Genomic DNA, 16247 nt, shown 5'->3' with positions numbered 1-16247 from the left:
GATGCATCCAACCGACCGCATATCCTTTCCGGCGAGCCGTTCGGCGGTGCGACACATCGCATTGACCCTGCTGGTGGCCGTGGTCGTCGCGGGGCTGGCGCGGCCGGCCTCGGCGCAGCTGATCCCGTCGTTCGGCAGCGACCGCGCCGGCACGTCCGGATTCCAGTTTCTCAAGATTCCGACCGACGCCCGGTCCGCCGCCATGGGCCAGAGCGTCGTCTCGAACGCGTTCGATGTCTCGTCGCTGTTCTGGAATCCCGCCCTCGCCGCCGAGCTGGAGTCGGCCCAGTTCGCCTTCAACCATACCGCTTATTTCGCCGACGTGAGCATGGAGTTCGCCGGCGGGACGGTCCACCTCGCGGGCCCGCGCATCACGGTGGGAGCCAGCCTGCAGATGCTCAATTCGGGTGAGATGGACGTGACGACCGAGTTCGAACCGTTCGGGACGGGCGAAACGTTCCGGTCGGTGTCGATGGCCGGCGGCCTCACCGTCGCACAGCAGCTGACCGACCTTTTCAGCTACGGCATCACGGGCAAATACATCCGCGAGGGCGTCGCCGAGATCGTGACGCAGACGGTGGTGTTCGACCTCGGCGTCTTCTACCGCGTCGGCGATACGGGCATGCAGATGGCCGTCGCGATCCGCAACTTCGGACTCGACGGCACCCCCGAAGGCCGGCTCAGCCGTACCGCCGTCACCCCATCCGGCGTGATCGTCGAAGACCGTTTCGAGGGCATCACGCCCCCGACCACCTTCATGCTCGGGCTCACCTATCAGCTGTTGCCGGCCGCCGACGCCCACGACCTGCTGATCTCCACCCAGCTGACCAATCCGAACGACAACGCCGAAAACCTGAACTTCGGCGCCGAATACACCTGGAACGAGTTGCTGATCCTCCGCGCCGGCTACCGGGTGGGCGTCGAGGAATCGATCCTCCCGAGCCTGGGCGTCGGGCTGCGGGTGCCGATGAACGGCCCCGACCTGCGCTTCGACTACGGCTTCAGCCAGCTCGATCGGCTCGGCACCATTCACCGCATCGGTTTTAATCTGGGTCTGTAGACAGGATGACGACGACACGCACGATATGGACCCTCGCCGTGGTGGTGATCGCGGCCGGCCTCGCCGGCGGGTGCGACACCCTCTTCGGCTCGAAGTCGAGCGATACGACGGACGAGATCTTCGAGGCCGGCCGGAACGAGCCGGGCCTGATCAACGAAGCCGAATACGTCGCCCTCTTCCCGTTCTTCAGCCAGGCCGGCGACGGCGGAACGCTCCAGCAGCCGCAGGACATCTACGTCGGGTACGACGAATTCATTTACATCGTCGACGCCCGCGGGCTGCACGTACTCGACCTCGCCGGCCGGGCCGCGAACTTCATCCCCATCCCTGGCGGGGGCACCTCGGTAATCCAGGATCGCCGGCTCGATGTCTATGTCACGGCCCGCCGGGACACCGTTCTCGAAGGCCGGACCTGGAATCTGCCCGTCGTCCTCCATTATGCCGACATCACCGTCGGCGCGCCGCGCCTGGTCGATATCATCTGGCATCCGTTCGACGACGACTCCCGCAAGTTCAACCTCCCCGACCCGCTCGACACCGACGAACAGGTCGAATTTACCGGCGTCGCGATCCTCGCCAACAACAACATCTTCGTTTCGCGTCGCGGCCCGATCAACGACCGCACGTCCGTCATCCTTCCGCACAATACCGTGCTGGAGTTCAGCAAGGACGGGGTGAATACGCAGGCGATCGTGGCGCTCAATCCCGCCCGGGCGAGCGTTCGCAGTTCGCTCTTTCCGGCGGACGTGATGACCTTCGTGCATCCGCCGCAGCGCGACCGGTTTTCGGATGCCAAACACTTCGTGGTGGCCCAGAACGGCCCCGCCGGCGCCCCGCTCCAGTTCTCCGTGCTCTCGATTCTCGCCGTCGTCACCTCCGACGGTATCGAATACCGCCCGGACACCCAGCGGTTGACGGTGTCCACCAACCCCGAACGTGGAGACGGCTTCCTGTACGACGAATTCAAGTTCGAGCGTCCGACCGATCTCATGTACGCCGCCGACGCGTCGAACTACTGGTTCGTGCTGGATGGCGGCAAGGACAGCCTGTTCGTGTTCACCAACGCGGCCGTCGAGGGCGTCGCCCCGCCCCCGGGCTCCAACAGCACCAAACCCGTCGTCGTCTCCTTCGGCGGCACCGGCGACGGCGCGCTCCAGTTTCGCAACCCCAACGGCGTCGCCTATTACGACCGCGTCGTTTATGTCGCCGACACCGGCAACAACCGCATTTCGCGCTTCAAACTGAACACGGATTTCGAGTGACCCTGACCCTCCCCCATGCGCAGCGCCTCGCCGGCCTCATCCTGATCCTGGCGGCGGGCTCCGCGCACGCCCAGTCCGTTCCGGTCATCGGCACTCCGGAATCCCTGGATGTCGCCGCCTGGAATATCGAATGGTTCGGAGATCCCAATAACGGGCCTTCCAACGATGCGCAGCAGATCGACAACGTCGGCGCAATCATCGCCGGCGCCGGCATCGACCTGTGGGCCGTGGAGGAAATTGCGGATGCGGACGACTTCGACGCGCTGCTCGCGGCGCTCGGTCCCGACTTCGACGGCCGGCTCGCCACCAACAGCGGCAGCCAGCGCATCGGCTTTGTGTACGACACCCGCGTGGTGCGTCCGCTGCAGGTCCGCCACATCCTCGAAGAGTTCGACAACGCCTTCGCCGGCCGCCCTCCCCTCCAGCTCGAGGCCGAGATCATGCTGCCGGACACGACGGTCACGATGACGTTCATCGTCGTCCACATGAAGGCCTTTTCCGACACCGACAGCTACGACCGGCGCGCGGAAGCGGCCACCCGGCTCAAGAATCACGTCGATTTTACGAGCCTGGAGGCGAAGCCGGTCGTGATCATGGGCGACTTCAACGACGAGATGGACGGCTCGATCACGTCGGGCCGCGCGACGCCCTACGCCGCGTTCGTGGAGGATACCGCGGACTTCAGCGTGCTGACGCTGCCGCTGGAGCTCGCCGGCGACGGCACGTTTTGCGCCAACGCAAACTGCACGTCCACCAATTCGATGATCGATCACATCGTCATCACCGACGAGCTGTTTGCATGGAGCGGCGCGGGCGCCACGGCCGTCCTCACCGATATCCCGATGGCGTTCACCCTCTTCGCCAACACGACGAGCGACCATGTGCCGGTCTACACCCGTCTGACGCCTCCTTCCGTCTCTACCGCCGCCGAACGCCCATTGCCGCACACCGCCGCACTGGGTATGCCCTATCCGAACCCATTCTCGGCCACCACCACCCTGACGTATTCCCTGGCGGCGCCGGGCCCGATCGACCTCCGCGTATACGACATCCTGGGGCGTGAGGTCAAGGTACTGGTCTCTCGCTTCGTCCCGGCCGGCGCGCAGGACATCACCCTCTCGCTGGTCGGCCAGCCGGCCGGCGTCTATTTCGTGCGGTCGAGCACCGGGGAAGTCCGGCAGCTCGTCAAGTCGGCCCGCTGACTGCATCCCGGGAAAGACCCCTCAGAGCCCCTCCAGCAGGATCTCTCTCAGCGCCACCGCCTGGTTGTGGATTTCGTCGCGTGCGGAATAGACGAGCGTGACCGGCCCTTTGTCGACCAGCGCCAGCAACTGGGCCATGGCAGGGCCGTTCGACGCCAGCTCATCGGCATAGCGACGCCGGAACTCGGGCCAGCGGGCGGGATCGTGTCCGAACCAGTGGCGGAGTTCGTTGGAGGGCGCGAGGTCCTTCATCCAGGTATCGATGGCCTCGGTGTCACGCGAGAAGCCGCGCGGCCAGATACGATCGACGAGCACGCGCACGCCGTCCTCGGGTGCGCGCGGGGAATAGATGCGCTTGACGTAGAGATCCATGCCGGACGAACGCCGGCAACGCCGCGAGGTTCGGCCGGCGCGGGGTCAGCTGCTGGTCGTCTTCAGCCCGAACTCGAACCAGATCAGCATGGCGTCGACGGAATTGCCGAAGGGATAGCCGGCTTCCATGTAGCCGTCGAGGGTGTCGCGGTAGAAGTCGGCGATGACGCGCCGCAGATAAGGGCTCGATGGAGGCAGTGCATTCGACTCCAGATCCCGGTCCTGTTTATCCATCGTGTCCTCCAGGTACGTGATGTTTTGGTATGGAGCGGGTATCGGCGCATCGCCGGCGGGCATAAGACGCGGATCCGGGCGAAACGTGAAAACGGCAGGGACAAAAAAAGGAAAGGGGCCTGGCGGCCCCTTTCCGGGTATGGCTGTGACAGTCCGACCAACGTTCAGTCCGACAAACGTTCAGTTCGAGCAAATGGATTTGAGCACCTTGCGCCGGCTCGTCAGTTTGGCAACCCAGGTGGCCTCTTCGATTTCCGAATCGTCCACATAGTATTCCCATAAACCGATCGAGCTTTCGGTAACCAGCACATGGTTTTGCATGTGGGCCACCCGTTTCAGCACTGGAGCCATGCCCATCTGATGGACGAAGGTAATCTTGCACGCTCCGTCGTCGGCAATTTCCTTGACGGAGAGCCAGTTATCGCCACAAACGTGACAGGTGTAGAATCTGGATTCTTGTTCAGCCCCCGGAATCGACTCCCTGTATTCATCCACGGCAACTTCCATCGGCATCATGCTATAACTACCACAGGCTTTGCACTTCAATCGTTCCATATACCCTGTAGGGGGGTCCATACGAATAAAACTACGCAGTCCTCTCTTGTGCTTTCCCTGACCAGGTAAAGACGTAGCGAGCGATCGTTGCGGAGGATCATACCGGGGATGCAGCAGCCGTAGCGGGGGTGTGTGGGGTTCGGCTGGCGCACGTTGGGTCTGGTACAGTCCCGCGCTCTGGGAGTTTCGGCCATCCCATTCCCCCCTTAAACAGGCGGACGGAAAATATATCCGGGTGAGGGAAATACTTCCGGGAAACGGAGATGGGGCGTTGCCCGAACGTTCGTCTCTTTCGTCGTGGCTTGCCGAATCGGGCACGGGAAATAACCCGCGTGCGCGCGGACGCCGGCCGGATCGAAAACGGTCCGTCCTCGCGTTTGAACCGCCGGCATGACGTATACTTGCGCATCCTCACCTGACGTACGCCTGGAGGCCGGCCGATGTCCATCCCCCGTCACGCATTTTCAACGGATTACTCGATCTCCCGCCTCATCAAGGGCGGCTGGCACCTGGCCGGCGGGCACGGCACCGTGTCGGAAGAACAGGCCATCGAGGATATGCGCGCGTTCGTGGAGGCCGGCATCACCACGTTCGACTGCGCGGACATCTACACCGGCGTCGAGGCGCTCATCGGCGCCTTCCTGGAGAAGTACCGCAGCGCGATGGCATCCGGCGACCTGCCGGCCGTCCAGATCCACACGAAATACGTCCCGGATTACGACGCCCTCGCCACACTGACGCGCGCCGACACGGAACGCGTGATCGACCGCTCCCTGCGCCGGCTCGGCGTGGAGCGACTCGATCTGGTGCAGTTCGCGTGGTGGGATTACGGGATCCCTGGCTACGTCGAAACCGCCGGCGTCCTGCAGGATCTCGTCGCGGCCGGCAAGATCCGCTACCTGGGCATCACGAACTTCGACGGCCGGCACATCCAGGAACTGCTCGACGCCGGCATCCGCCTCACGGCGAACCAGGTCCAGTACTCGCTGCTGGACCAGCGCCCGGGCGCCGACCTCGACGCCCTCGCGGCCGCGCATCGGCTGCCTTTCCTCTGCTATGGCACGGTCGCCGGCGGCTTCCTGTCCGACCGCTTCCTGGGCCGGAGTGAGTCGGACTGGGACCGGTCCAACCGCTCCCTCGTCAAGTATCGCCTGATCATCGACGAGTTCGGCGGCTACGACCGCTTTCAGGCGCTTCTCCGCCTGCTGGCGGACATCGCGCAGCGCCACGGCGCCTCCATCGCGCAGATCGCCCTGCGCTACCAGCTCGATACCGCCCACGTCGCCGCGGTGATCGTGGGCGCCCGGCACCGCGACCATATCGGGGAATACCTGGCCCTGGGTCGCATCGCGCTCGACGCGTCGGACCGGGACCGCATCCGCCGGTTCATCGAACAGAGCCCCGGGCCGGCGGGGCCGGTGTACGGCCTGGAGCGCGACAAGGAAGGCGTGCACGGCCGGATCATGCGGTACAACCTCAACGAGCAGCGGCCATGACCGACGCGAAGGATCTGGAATACCATTTCGGCAAGGCGGCGGGGCTCGTGCCGCTGGCGATCTTCATCGTCGGCGTCATCACCGTCGCGCTGCTGGGGGCTCCCGACGAGAAGAGCTTCTGGCCGATCCTCTTCCTGGCGCTCACCGCCGGCCTGGTGCTGGCGAAGGACAAGAAGCAGTTCGGAGAGACCGTGTTCGAGGGCATGAGCCAGAAACTCGTCCCGCTCATGATCACGGCCTGGATCATCGCCTCCAGCATCGGGGTCCTCATGTCCGACTCGGGGCTGGTCAGCGCCCTGATCGCGCTGGGCGCGCGCGCCGGCGTCGACGGCGCCGTCTTCATCCTCATCACCCTCGTGATCTGCTGCGTGGTATCGCTCTCGACGGGGTCGAGCTTCGCGACGATCCTGATCTGCGGTCCCATCCTGTACCCCGCCGGCGGCCAGCTCGGTGCGCACCTGCCGACGTTGGCCGGCGCGATCATGGGCGGCGCCACGTTCGGCGACTTCATCGCGCCCGTCTCCGACACGACCATCGCGAGCGCCGTGAGCATGAAGCAGGAGATCGGGGAGGTCGTCCGGAGCCGGCTTCGCCTCGTGTTGCCGGCCATGCTGATCGCGCTCGTCCTGTACGTCATCGCGGCGGTGACACTTACGGGAGGCGAGCACGCCGCGCAGGCCCTGCCGACCGGGGGCAGCTACCGGGGCTTGCTGATGCTGCTCACGCCGGCGCTCATCATCTACCTCTTTTTGAAGGAATTCCCCATCCTGTACGCCCTGCTCATGGGGCTTTCGTTCGGCGTGGTCACGGCGCTCGCATTCGGCCTCATCGGCATCGAACGTGTCTTTTCGCTGGATCCCGAACGCTTTACCGCGACCAGCTTCATCATCGACGGCGTCAACCGGGCCGTCGGGATCAGCATCTTCACCCTTCTCCTCATGGGACTGGTGGCGACGGTGCTCGCCGGCGGCGCCATCCGGGGCGCGATGGAGCGCCTGCAGGAGCGGATCGACGGCAAGCGCCAGACGGGGCTGACCATCGCCGGCGTCACGTCGCTCGCCGTGCTGCTCACCACGCACAGCATCGTCGCGATCCTCTCCGTCGCCGAATTCGTCGCCCAGCTGAATGCGCGGCATCGGTACTCGCCCGTCAAGGCGGCCAACATCATGAGCTCGATGGCTTGCGCCTACCCGTTCCTGCTCCCTTATTTTGTCCCGGTGTTGCTGATGGTGAACATATCCGGGTCGGGGGCCGAATACGGGGTGGACAAGGTCGGCGCGCTGGAAGCCGGCCTGTTCAATTTTGTCTCCTGGGGCATCCTGGTCGTCAGCATCTTCTATATTTTCCAGAAAAAAAGCGATTGAGCGATGGCAGAAGAACTGCGAGCCGATCAGTTCACGTTGTACGACCTGCAGATTTCGGTGGAGTCGATCGACGGCCACTGCACCTGTACGATGCGCGTCGGCGACTGTTTTTACCTCCGGGGAGGCAAGCTGAGCCTGCCCGCCGGCCAGGACTTCTGCGTCTACGCCCTGCAGAGCACGCTGCCGCTGCTGCCGGCCAAACAACGCAAGAATCACCCCGCGGACTGGATGGAGACCGACGCGCGCGTCATCTGCCCGGACCCGGCGTGCAAGCTAATCATGCGCATCGAACGGGTCGCGTCGCGCGTGCTCGATCACGACGACGTGAGTCCGATCCCGATGCGTCCCTAGCGACGATACGCCCTCACCCTCGACGCCTTAACCCATGAACCCGTTGCTCACGCCCCTCGACGCCCAGCCCCCCGCCGAAACGCCGACCCTGATCGGCGCCTACGGGCCGTGGGCCTCAGCGCTCGCCGAAGACCCGCCGGCCTATTCGTTGCGCCGGTCTGCCTGGACCGATATCGACACCTGGCGCGCCTCGGCCCGCAACCGCCTCTTCGCCCGGCTCGCCCAGCCGAATACCGGCGGCATCCCGACCGTCACCGTGCACCGTTCATACACACACGACGGCTTGCATCTGGAGGAGCTGTCGTGGCAGCTGCCCTACGGTCCGCCGACCCACGCGGTCCTGCTCAAGCCGGAGGGCGCCACGGGCCGGCTGCCCGGCGTGCTGGCCTTCCACGACCACGGGGGCGACAAGGTGCACGGATGGCAAAAGATCGTTCAGACCGACGCGCCGCGCTCGGCGACGCTCGTCCAGCACCAGGAGCGGCTGTATGAGGGCGTCTCCTGGGCCAACGCCCTCGCCCGCCGCGGTTACGTCGTGCTCGTGCCCGATGCCTTCGCCTTTGCCAGCCGGCGCGTGCGGCCCGAAGACACGCCGGAAGGGCTCCGCGCCGGCCTGCCGGCCGGCGATCCGGTGACGGCCGACGAGATCGACGCGTACAACCGCTGGGCCGGCGCGCACGAACATATCCTGGCGAAATCCCTCTTCAGCGCCGGCACGACCTGGCCGGGCGTCTTCCTCGGCGAGGACCAGCGCGCGCTCGATGTCCTCTGCGCGCGCCCCGACGTCGACCCCGATCGGGTGGGGTGCGGCGGCCTCTCCGGCGGCGGGCTGCGCACCGTCTTCCTCGGCGGCGCGGATGCCCGCGTCCGGTGCGCCGTCTGCGTGGGCATGATGACGACGTGGAAGGATTACCTGCTCCATAAAAGCATCACGCACACCTGGATGGTGTACGTCCCCCTCCTGCCCCGCGACCTCGATTATCCCGAGATCCTCGGCCTCCGCGCGCCGCTTCCCACGATGGTCCAGAACAATCGGCAGGATCAGCTCTTCACGCTCCCGGAGATGGAGCGCGCCGACCGCATCCTGCAGGCCGTCTACGACCGGGCGGACGCCGGCGATCGCTACCGGTGCCAGTTCTACGACGGACCGCACAAATTCGACCTGGAGATGCAACGACACGCCTTCGACTGGTTCGACACCTGGCTGGGGTAGGCGCCGCCTTACAACGTGACGTGACGCACGTTAGTGAGGCGATCTAAAGGATAAGGGATACGGGATACACGATGCAGGATGTTGACCAAAAAACAGTGTATTTGATCGTGATCCTGCATCCTGCATCGAATGATGTGTGGCGATGACGCGTAAGATCGCGAGCTTCCGTGTTCGCGGCGCACGTTGTATACTGCGTGTTTCCCGGCATCCACCGAGATCCGGCCCCATCCCGCAACCTGCTTCATCGATTTCGCCATGCGACACGCCCCCTCGACGACGCCTCATCCGCCCGAACGAAGCCGAAACCGTTCGTTCATCTTCCGCCTGCTACTGGTCGCGTCGATCGCGGCGGGGCTTCCGCTCCTCGTAGGAGGATTCGGTGGCGGTCGCCACGCGCCCGCTCCGCCTCCAGCGCGGGAATGCGTCGCTCGGCCGGGTGACGCCTCGGACATCGCGCTGGATTCGCTCGCCGCGGCCAACGGGTGGCCGGCGGACCTCAACGTCACGCTGTTCGCCGGCCCGGGCGTGACGCCGAGCCCGGCCGTGGTCGCCGTCGCGCCGGCGGGCGAAGTGTACGTCGGCATCGACATGATCGGATCGCTCGGCAAGACGCCGGGCAAGGGCTGGGTCGCGAAGCTGGTGGACTGCAACAACGACGGGATCGTCGATACCGAAACCATCTTCGCCCGGGTCGACAACCCGCGCGGCCTCCTCCCCCTGGGCAACAAGCTGTTCGTGTTGCACACCGTCTTTTCCGACAGCTCCGGACTCGCCGAAGGCATGGACCTCGTCGTCTTCGAGGATGCCGACGGCGACGGCGTCGCGGACGGTCCCTCGACGCCGCTCATCGAACACATCAGCAACGTCAACTACATCCGCCAGCGCGGCACCGACCACGCCACGAACGGCATCCGGATGGGCATCGACGGGTGGATCTACATCGCGGTGGGCGACTTCGGGTTCTACAAGGCGATCGACCGGTCCGGCACCGAACTTACGATGCTCGGCGGCGGCATCGTGCGCGTGCGGCCCGATGGCACCGGCATGGAGGTCTACACCCACGGCCTGCGCAACATTTACGACGTGGCGATCGACCCCTTCATGAACATCTACACCCGGGGCAACACCAACGACGGCGGCGGCTGGAACATCCGGTTCATCCACCAGATCCAGTCCGGCGAATACGGCTATCCCGTCCTGTTCAAGCACTTCACCGAAGAAATCCTGCCGGCCCTCGTGGACGTCGGCGGCGGCTCCGGCACCGGCTCCCTGTTCTTTGAGGACCCGACCTGGCCCGACCGCTACAACAAGGTCCCCATGATGACGGATTGGGGGCGCAGCATGGTCTACATCCACCGGGTCACGCCGGACGGTCCCAGCTTTACGCAGCAGGAAGAGCCCTTCCTCAGCGTCCCCCAGGTGACCGATCTGGACGTGGACGCCTCGGGCCGGATGTACCTCACGGCCTGGGACGGCGCCGGCTTCCGCGGCGACTCGTCGAAAGGGTTCGTGCTTCGCGCCGTGCCGCGCGCGTGGTCGTACACGCCGTTCCCTGATCTCGACGCCCTCACGGCCGAAGAGCTGGCGGAGTACCTGCGGAGGGGCGGCGGCGAAGGCCGGCTGTACGCGCAGCAGGAACTGATCACGCGGCCGGCCGCCGAGGCGTCGCCGGCGCTGCTGGCGCTTGCCCGCGATCGCCAGGCGCCCCCCGAAGTGAGGGTCGCCGGCCTCTTCGGCTTCGCCCAGATCGCCGGCGAAAACCGCATTCCCGAGCTGGTCTCGCTCGCCGGCGACGATGCGATGCGGGAGTTCGCCCTGCGCGCGCTGGCGGACCGGAAAGACGCGCTCGCCGGCGTGCCGACTGAACCCTTCCTCCGGGGGCTGACCGATGCGTCGGACCGGGTGCGCGTCGCCGCGGCCGTCGGGCTGGGACGTCTGGGGCGCCCCGAGGCTGCGGAGGCGCTCCTGCAGGTGCCCATGCCGCCCGCCTTCGCCACGCCGGCCCGCGGCACCGAGGGGCCGCATGCCACACCGAATGCCGCCACCATCCTGCCGCACGTCGCCGTGCGCTCCCTCGTGAGCCTGCACGCCGTCGATGCGGCCGTGAACGCCCTCGGCGGCGACCACGCCGATCTCGCGCTGTGGTCGCTTCGCTACATGCACGACCCCAAGGCGGTGGCCGGCCTCATCGATGCCTACGAATCCACGGAGAACGCCGCGCTCCAGCGCAACATCATCACCACCCTGGCGCGCATCTACCACCAGGAGGCGCCCTACGACGGCTCGTGGTGGTGGAGCACGCGCCCCGACACCCACGGGCCGTACTACAAGGGGATCGCGTGGGAGTCGACCGACACCATCCGGGAGTTCCTCGTCAGAAAATGGCGCGCCGCCGGCCGCGACGGGCGGCCGTTTTATGCCGACCTCAACGAGAAATACCAGCTCGACATCCCCGAATTCGGGGGCGACGAGATGGCGACTGCCGATGAGCAGGCGCCGGCGGTCAACCTGACCGAGATCGCCAGCAAGCGCGGCCAGGTGGGCCGCAGCTCGATCGAAGACGTGATGCTGGCGATCGAGGAGGTCACGCCCGACCTCCAGCGGGGCGAGGAGCTGTTCACGCAGCAGGGCTGCGTCGTGTGCCACAACCTGAAACGCGATGAGGTGATGAAAGGGCCCTTTATGGGGCAGATCGGATCCATCATGACCCGCGACCAGATCGCCGAAGCCATCCTCACCCCCAACGCCTCGATTTCACAGGGCTTCGCCACCACGCTCGTCGTCACGCGGGAGGGCGTCAGCTACATCGGCTTCGTCTCCGAGGAATCCGCCGACACCATCAAGCTCCGAAACATCGCCGGCCAGGTATTCACCCTCAAGACCGCGGACATCCAGAGCCGCAAAGAACTGGAAAACTCGATGATGCCGGAAGGGCTCACGAATGCGCTGTCGTTCGAGGAGTTCGCGTCGCTCGTGACCTTCCTGTCGCAGCAGCGCTAGGGAGGCAGGGAAGGGTTCAAGGGTTGATGTTCAAGGTTCGAGGAGTGAGATGCCCTTGAGCCTTGAACATCAAACCTTGAACCCTTCCCTGCCTGTGCGCCGCATGCCCGCGCCGGCGGACAACTCGACGATCTGACGCGCGGTCCGTACCTTGGCGGCGCTCGACCCCTCCCCACTCGCCCGAACCCCTCCATGCTCGACGTCGTGACGCTCGGCGAAGCCATGACCCTTTTTGTGCCGGCGCGCATCGGACGCCTGCGCTATGCCAACCACTACGAACGCTCCGTCGCAGGCGCCGAATCGAACACGGCCATCGGCCTCGCCAAACTCGGGCACCGTGTGGGCTGGCTGAGCCGCGTGGGCGACGACGAGTTCGGGCAGTACATCCTGTCGTTCCTGCGGGGCGAACAGGTGGACGTCAGCCGCGTTCGCCTCACGCCCGATGCGCCGACGGGCGTCTTTTTCAAGGAGCGGCGCTCCCTCGACGCGACGCGGGTCTTCTACTACCGCGCCGGCTCGGCCGCCAGCCGGCTGCACCCCCACGACCTCGACGCGGATTACCTACGCAGTGCCCGGTATCTCCACCTCACCGGCATCACGCCGGCGCTGAGCGCTTCGTGCCGGGAGACAACGAAGGCCGCGATACAGATCGCCAACGAAGCCGGCGTCCCGATTTCGTTCGACCCCAACCTCCGGCTCAAGCTCTGGTCCGCCGGGGAAGCGCGGGAGGCCTTCCTCGAAATCCTCCCGCACGTGCAGCTGGTGCTGACCAGCCTCGACGAGGCCGCGCTCATCACCGGCCTCAGCGATCCCGAACGGGCTGCGGCGCGTCTCCTCGACACGGGGCCGTCTACCGTGGTCATCAAGCGCGGCGAGGAGGGCGCCACGGCCGCCGATGCGGAAGGGATCCTCTTCGCGCCGGCGATGAAGGTGTCGGTGGTCGAGACCGTCGGCGCCGGCGACGCCTTCAACGCCGGCTTTTTGTCGGGCCGGCTGCGGGGCTGGTCGCTCGCCGAGTCGCTGCGGCTGGGCAATATCATGGGCGCCCTCGCCACAACGGCCCCCGGCGACATCGAAGGGCTGCCCGACTGGGCCGAGGTGCAAGCCTACCTCGGCGGCGACGCCCCCGTGGCGCGCTGAGCAGCTACGCCATCTCACAATCGAACATGGACATGACGGAAACGGCAACAGCCCTGCGGGCATCCGGCCTGATCGCCATCGTGCGCGGCGATTACGGCGTGGCGCGAACGATCGAGATCGCCGAAGCGCTCGTCGGGTGCGGCATCAACACGGTGGAGATCACCCTGAACACCACGGGCGCGCTCGAAGCCATCGGCCGGCTCCGCGACACCCTCGCGCCCGATGCCTGGATCGGAGCGGGCACGGTCCGCACGCCCCGCCAAGTGCAGGCGGCTATCGACGCCGGCGCGCAGTTCCTTATTTCGCCGAACTTCGACCCGGAAAGCGTCGCGCTGTCGCAGCGGGCCGGCATCCTGCATCTGCCCGGCGTGTTTACCCCCAGCGAGGCGCAGGCCGCGTTCGCCGCCGGCTGCAACCTCGTCAAGCTGTTTCCGGCCGATCTCCTCGGACCCGCCTACCTGAAAGCCCTGCGTGCCCCACTCGACGATGTGGGCTTTGTGCCGACCGGCGGCATCGACGCGGAGACGATCGGCGCCTACGTCCAGGCCGGCGCGGTGGCCTTTGGGATCGGGAGCGCCCTGGTGCGCGGTACGGATCAGACCGTCGCCGACCTGCGCGCCCGCGCGGCGCGCCTCATCGAGGCGCTGCAGCAGGCGCGGTGGTGAGTCACCCCGTCGCTTCCTGGACGAGCTCCTCCAGCTGCGGCGCGAAGGGCTGATCATAGAGCCGTTTGCCCGTCGCACGGTACAGCGCATTGGCCAGGGCCCCGAAAATCGGCGGGAAGGGCGGCTCGCCGAGGCCGGTCGGGTCGATGTCGTTCCGGACGAAATGCACCTCGATGGCCTTCGGCGCCTCGGCGTTGCGGATCATGCGGTAGGCGTCGAAATTTTTCTGGTCGGGCGCGCCGTCGGTGAAGGTCAGGTGGCCGAACATGGCGTTGCCGATGCCGTCGACGATGGCGCCTTCCGCCATGTTGGACGCCGCATCCGGGTTGACGACGATCCCGCAGTCGAGCGCGCAGCAGACGTTCTGCACCACCGGCTTGCCGCCCACCATCGCGATGTCCAGCACGTGCGCCGCGTAGGAGTTGTGGCAGAAATAGGCGGAGACGCCGCGGTGCACCCCCGGCTTATCCGCGCCCCAGCCCGATTTCTCCCGGGCCAGCTCGAGCACGCCGGCGTAGCGCTCGGCGTCGTATTCGTTGCGCTCTCCGACCGGACTCGTCCGCGCCCGTTCCAGCAGCTCGAGCCGGAACGCGATGGGGTCCTTGCCGGCGGCCTCGGCGACTTCATCGAGGAACGACTGTTCGACGCCGGCGATGAAATTCGACCGCGGCGCGCGGAAGGCGCCAATGGTGATGTTGGACGGGATCGACCATTCCTCGGCGAGGTAGTTGTCGACCGCGCCGGCCGGGAAGCGGTTGGCGAACAGCGGGCTTTCGGGGATGCCGCCGGCCTTGACGTGGAAGCCGATCAGGTTGTTGTTTTCGTCCAGCGCCGCCCGGTACGTCGCCTGATACGTCGGCCGGTAAACGCCATACGTCAGGTCGTCCTCCCGCGTGTACACGAGCTTGACGGGGGCCTCCATCTTCTGGGAGATGATGGCCGCCTCGACCATGTAGTGGCTGTACGCGCGCCGGCCGAATCCGCCGCCCATCCGGTGCAGCGTCACGTTGATGTTTTCACGGGGGATGCCGAGCCGGTTGGCGATCGTCTGCACGATGACGCCGGGGCCCTGGATCGGGCCGGCGATCTCGGCGCGGTCGCCCGTCACGTGCGCGATGCAGTTGATGGGCTCCATGCAGTTGTGGACCAGAAACGGCGCCGAATAGCTTCGCTCGATCACGTTCGCCGCGTTGCGGAAGGCGGCATCCGGGTCGCCGTCCTTGCGGGCGACCGTTCCGGGCCTTGCTGCCATGCGGGCGATCTCCGCCTTGTGCGCCTCGGTGCTCTCGAGCGCGCCCGGCACGGCCACCGTCTGCGTGTTGCCGCCGAACCCGCTCATCGTGAGCTGCTGATCGCCCACCGGCTCCCACTCGACCTTCAGCGCCCGCTTGGCCTTCATCACCTCCCAGGTCGAGTTACCCACCACCGCGACCAGTTCGGGAAAGGCGTTGGTATCGAAGACATTCCGGGCGTAGTCGTCGTTGTAGGTCTTGAACGTGAATACGTCCCGGACGCCCGGCATCGCGCGCGCCGCTGCGTCGTCTACCGACTTCAGCTTCATCCCGAACGCCGGCGGATGCACGATCATCGCATACAGCATCCCATCCTTCCGGTGGTCCATCGAAAACAGCGGCTTGCCCGTCACGATCTTCTCGACCATGACGTTCTTGCGCGACGTGCCGACAAGGTCGAAGTCCTTCACATCCTTCAATTCCACCTCTTCCGGAACCGGCAACGCCGACGCCGCCGAGGCCATCTCGCCGTAGCCGGCTTTCCTGCCGCTCGCCGCGTGATGCAGCATGCCGGCTTCCGTCGTGATCTCCTCCACAGCCACCTGCCAGGCCGCCGCGGCCGCCTGGCGCAACATCAGGCGCGCCGCGCCGCCGGCCGTACGGAGCATCGTCCAGGCGCGCCGGATCCCCTGGCTGCCGCCCGTAAACTGTCCGCCGTAAGCCGGATTAAACGGAGCCTGCTCGACGAGCACGTTTTTCCAGTCGACGCCCAGCTCCTCGGCCACGATCATAGGCATCGCGGTGATCACGTTCTGCCCGAACTCCGGGTTCGGCGCCACGATGGTGACCAGCCCGTTTTCGCCGATCTTGACGAAGGCGTTGAGGCCGTACCAGGCTTCCGGCATGGCTTGCATCGCCGCCCCCTCGGGCTGGCAGCCGGCCATCCAGTTGAAACCGATAAGCATGCCGCCCCCCGCCAGCGAAGACGCTTTCAAGAAGGACCGTCTGTTGAGCGTGGTTTTGACGATAGCCATAGTCGTATTCGAGCTGGATAGGACGAAAAAAGCGGTGTGATGCGGTCCTGACTACATCCGGGGCGCG

General features: G+C 66.1%; 14 protein-coding genes. 10 read left to right on the top strand and 4 right to left on the bottom strand.

Features of this window, described 5'->3' with window-relative positions; all coding sequences use genetic code 11:
* Position 1: 1 nt before the first annotated feature.
* From R2834_10675 to R2834_10665, 3 genes are read left to right on the top strand one after another with little or no spacing between them, the layout of a single operon-like run.
* Positions 2-1060, top strand: coding sequence for a PorV/PorQ family protein (locus R2834_10675; GenBank protein MEZ4700783.1), 1059 nt, complete (start codon positions 2-4; stop codon positions 1058-1060).
* Between the two features lie 5 nt (positions 1061-1065).
* Positions 1066-2322, top strand: a complete 1257-nt coding sequence (locus R2834_10670) for a hypothetical protein (GenBank protein MEZ4700782.1) — start codon at positions 1066-1068, stop codon at positions 2320-2322.
* Positions 2319-3524 carry a T9SS type A sorting domain-containing protein gene (locus R2834_10665; GenBank protein MEZ4700781.1) on the top strand — a complete coding sequence of 402 codons (1206 nt, stop codon included), beginning with the start codon at positions 2319-2321 and terminating at the stop codon, positions 3522-3524. The genes R2834_10670 and R2834_10665 overlap by 4 nt, the downstream gene beginning before the upstream one ends.
* 21 nt (positions 3525-3545) lie before the next feature.
* On the opposite strand, the gene R2834_10660 is transcribed toward R2834_10665, so the two are convergent.
* The 3 genes from R2834_10660 to R2834_10650 all read right to left on the bottom strand — a co-directional run bounded on the left by R2834_10660 (position 3546) and on the right by R2834_10650 (position 4685).
* Positions 3546-3896: a DUF488 domain-containing protein gene (locus R2834_10660; GenBank protein ID MEZ4700780.1), complete on the bottom strand. Its 351-nt coding sequence runs from the start codon at positions 3894-3896 to the stop codon at positions 3546-3548.
* Positions 3897-3941: 45 nt separating this feature from the next.
* Complete coding sequence (locus R2834_10655; protein ID MEZ4700779.1) at positions 3942-4130, bottom strand: hypothetical protein; 189 nt, start codon at positions 4128-4130, stop codon at positions 3942-3944.
* Positions 4131-4310: 180 nt separating this feature from the next.
* Entirely contained in the window at positions 4311-4685 is a 375-nt protein-coding gene (locus R2834_10650; protein MEZ4700778.1) for a hypothetical protein, read from the bottom strand.
* A gap of 440 nt (positions 4686-5125) precedes the next feature.
* Between R2834_10650 and R2834_10645 the strand changes: the two genes are divergently transcribed.
* The 7 genes from R2834_10645 (at position 5126) to R2834_10615 (ending at position 13914) form a co-directional block, all read left to right on the top strand.
* Positions 5126-6181, top strand: a complete 1056-nt coding sequence (locus R2834_10645) for an aldo/keto reductase (protein ID MEZ4700777.1) — start codon at positions 5126-5128, stop codon at positions 6179-6181.
* Complete coding sequence (locus R2834_10640; GenBank protein MEZ4700776.1) at positions 6178-7545, top strand: Na+/H+ antiporter NhaC family protein; 1368 nt, start codon at positions 6178-6180, stop codon at positions 7543-7545. The genes R2834_10645 and R2834_10640 overlap by 4 nt, the downstream gene beginning before the upstream one ends.
* A gap of 3 nt (positions 7546-7548) precedes the next feature.
* Positions 7549-7896, top strand: coding sequence for a TIGR04076 family protein (locus R2834_10635; GenBank protein ID MEZ4700775.1), 348 nt, complete (start codon positions 7549-7551; stop codon positions 7894-7896).
* 34 nt (positions 7897-7930) lie between these two features.
* Positions 7931-9109 (top strand): hypothetical protein, encoded by a 1179-nt coding sequence (locus R2834_10630; protein MEZ4700774.1) that lies wholly within the window; start codon positions 7931-7933, stop codon positions 9107-9109.
* Between the two features lie 255 nt (positions 9110-9364).
* On the top strand, positions 9365-12109 hold the full coding sequence (locus R2834_10625) for a hypothetical protein (GenBank protein MEZ4700773.1): 2745 nt from the start codon (positions 9365-9367) through the stop codon (positions 12107-12109).
* 192 nt (positions 12110-12301) lie between these two features.
* Positions 12302-13249 (top strand): sugar kinase, encoded by a 948-nt coding sequence (locus R2834_10620; protein MEZ4700772.1) that lies wholly within the window; start codon positions 12302-12304, stop codon positions 13247-13249.
* A 26-nt stretch (positions 13250-13275) separates the two neighbouring features.
* Complete coding sequence (locus R2834_10615; GenBank protein MEZ4700771.1) at positions 13276-13914, top strand: bifunctional 4-hydroxy-2-oxoglutarate aldolase/2-dehydro-3-deoxy-phosphogluconate aldolase; 639 nt, start codon at positions 13276-13278, stop codon at positions 13912-13914.
* A gap of 1 nt (position 13915) precedes the next feature.
* Here R2834_10615 and R2834_10610 read toward each other — a convergent pair whose 3' ends face one another.
* Complete coding sequence (locus R2834_10610) at positions 13916-16180, bottom strand: molybdopterin cofactor-binding domain-containing protein (GenBank protein ID MEZ4700770.1); 2265 nt, start codon at positions 16178-16180, stop codon at positions 13916-13918.
* Between the last annotated feature and the right edge of the window lie 67 nt (positions 16181-16247).

The organism is Rhodothermales bacterium (assembly GCA_041391505.1).
GTDB lineage: Bacteria > Bacteroidota > Rhodothermia > Rhodothermales > JAHQVL01 > JAWKNW01.
Note: the sequence above shows the minus strand (reverse complement) of the source record. Positions and strands in the feature narration are given on the sequence as shown.